Genomic DNA, 2203 nt, shown 5'->3' with positions numbered 1-2203 from the left:
AAAAACACCAACTTTCATGGGAATACCTCATAGTTAACGGTGACGGTCCGCGCTGCGTTGCTTCCGTGCTCCCTGTTGAGCGGCGCGAATGAATAAGTGCAATTGCCGTGCCATTTTTCAAAAAAGGCTATGATTCAATCAGTTGGGTAATTTGTGTTAAAGTGATGTGGAGCGTCTGGTCCAAAACAGACCATTTGGTAAAAATTCATGCACAAAAAGCAGGCGGACGTGAGCGAAAAAAGTGCACAGCGGCATCCTGCCAGCTCGTCAAAGAAGGAAGTTACGGTGAATTCTGCAAAATCCCCTGCGCCGACGAGGCGTTCAAAAGCCGTTGCCGCCAAGCGAACCGCTATTCTGGCCGCGGCGCTTGAGCTGTTTTCGCTCTATGGTCTGTACGGCACCAGTCTGGATAAAGTGGCGGAAGGGGCGGACGTTTCGAAAACCAATCTGCTGTACTATTTTCCTTCAAAGGAAGCACTCTATATTGCGGTACTTAAGGAAATCCTGGACGTTTGGTTGGCGCCACTGCGCGCGCTGCGTAGCGATCAGGAACCCCTTGTGGCCATACGCGACTATATCCGGCTAAAGCTGGAAGTATCGCGGGATCATCCGCAGGCCTCGCGGCTGTTCTGTCTGGAGATGCTACAGGGAGCACCGCTGCTGAAAGCCGAGTTGGAAGGCGATCTGAAAACGCTGGTGGATGAGAAATCGCAAATTGTAAAAGGCTGGATCGAGACAGGCAGGCTGGCGTCGGTAGAGCCGCATCACCTGATTTTCATGCTCTGGGCGACCACGCAGCATTACGCCGATTTCGCCAGTCAGGTCGAAGCGGTCACGGGACGTACGCTGAACGACGAGGCATTTTTCCAGGAGACGGTAGAGAACGTGCAGCGGATGGTGATTGAAGGTATTCGCGTACGCTAAAAAAACGGGCCGCAAAGGCCCGTTTTACGCTTAACGTTGTTTTCGCTGGCGTAGCCACCAGCCAATGCCCAGCATGACAAACCAGAGTGGCGTGACCATCAGCGCCTGACGGGTATCTTCCTGCAGCGACAGCAGGACCAGTACGAAAGCGAAGAAAGCCAGACACACCCAGCACATCACCTTGCCCAGCGGCATTTTATAGACGGACTCGGCGTGCAGCTGTGGGCGCTGCTTGCGGTAGGCCAGGTAAGAGCAAAGGATAATTGACCAGACAAACATAAACAGGATCGCGGAGACGGTAGTCACCAGCGTAAAGACCTTCATTACGTTCGGGATCAGATAAATCAGCGCCACGCCGCCCAGTAGGCAGAAACAGGAGAAAAAGAGGCCGGCAGTCGGCACGGCACGACGTGACAGCTTGCCGAAACGAGGATGAGCCACGCCCTGCTGCGCCAGACCATAGAGCATACGGCTGGTAGAGAAAATTCCGCTGTTAGCGGAAGAGGCAGCGGACGTCAGCACCACAAAGTTAACGATGCTGGCAGCCGCTGGCAGGCCAATCAGCATAAACATTTCCACAAAAGGACTGCGATCGGCTACCACCTGAGTCCACGGCGTGACGGCCATGATCACCAGCAGGGCGAAAACGTAGAACATAATGATGCGCAGCGGGATGGCGTTAATCGCGCGTGGCAGGACTTTTTTCGGATCGTGCGTTTCTGCCGCAGCCGTGCCGACCAGCTCAATGCCAACGAAAGCGAAGACCGCGATTTGGAAGCCAGCAAAAAAGCCGCTCAATCCTTTCGGAAACAGGCCGCCATGATCCCAAATGTTGCTTAACGCGGCTGTGCCGCCGCCCGGAGACGGGTAGTGCATAGCGACCAGCACGATGCCGGTGACGATCAGCGCCACGATAGCCACAATCTTGATGATCGCGAACCAGAACTCCAGTTCGCCAAACAGTTTTACCGTGGCGATATTCAGCGTCAAAAAAACGGCGATGCAGAGCAGGGCGCTCATGCCGACCGAGAAGCTGGGGAACCACAGCTGAAAATAGGAGCTGATAGCCACGACATCGGCGATACCGGTAACGACCCAGCAAAACCAGTAGGTCCAGCCGGTAAAGTAGCCTGCCCAGGGGCCCAGCAGATCGGCGGCAAAATCGCCAAAGGATTTATAGTCGAGATTGGAAAGCAGCAGTTCGCCCATCGCCCGCATCACGAAAAACAGCATAAAGCCGATGATCATGTAAACGAAAACAATTGACGGACCGGCAAGA

The 2203-nt window shown here is 54.4% G+C and carries 2 protein-coding genes; one reads left to right on the top strand and one right to left on the bottom strand.

Translation table 11 applies throughout. The features are described from left to right. Positions 1 to 285 precede the first annotated feature (285 nt). The gene (gene rutR / locus RTK32_RS21170) at positions 286 to 924 is read left to right on the top strand and encodes an HTH-type transcriptional regulator RutR (RefSeq protein WP_312047378.1); all 639 of its coding nucleotides are present in this window, start codon (positions 286 to 288) and stop codon (positions 922 to 924) included. Positions 925 to 954: 30 nt separating this feature from the next. Here rutR and cycA read toward each other — a convergent pair. Then, on the bottom strand, positions 955 to 2203 hold a 1249-nt coding region (gene cycA / locus RTK32_RS21165; protein ID WP_312047376.1), incomplete at its 5' end, for a D-serine/D-alanine/glycine transporter.

The organism is Erwinia sp. (assembly GCF_031978025.1).
Classification (GTDB): Bacteria; Pseudomonadota; Gammaproteobacteria; order Enterobacterales; family Enterobacteriaceae; genus Erwinia.
Note: the sequence above shows the minus strand (reverse complement) of the source record. Positions and strands in the feature narration are given on the sequence as shown.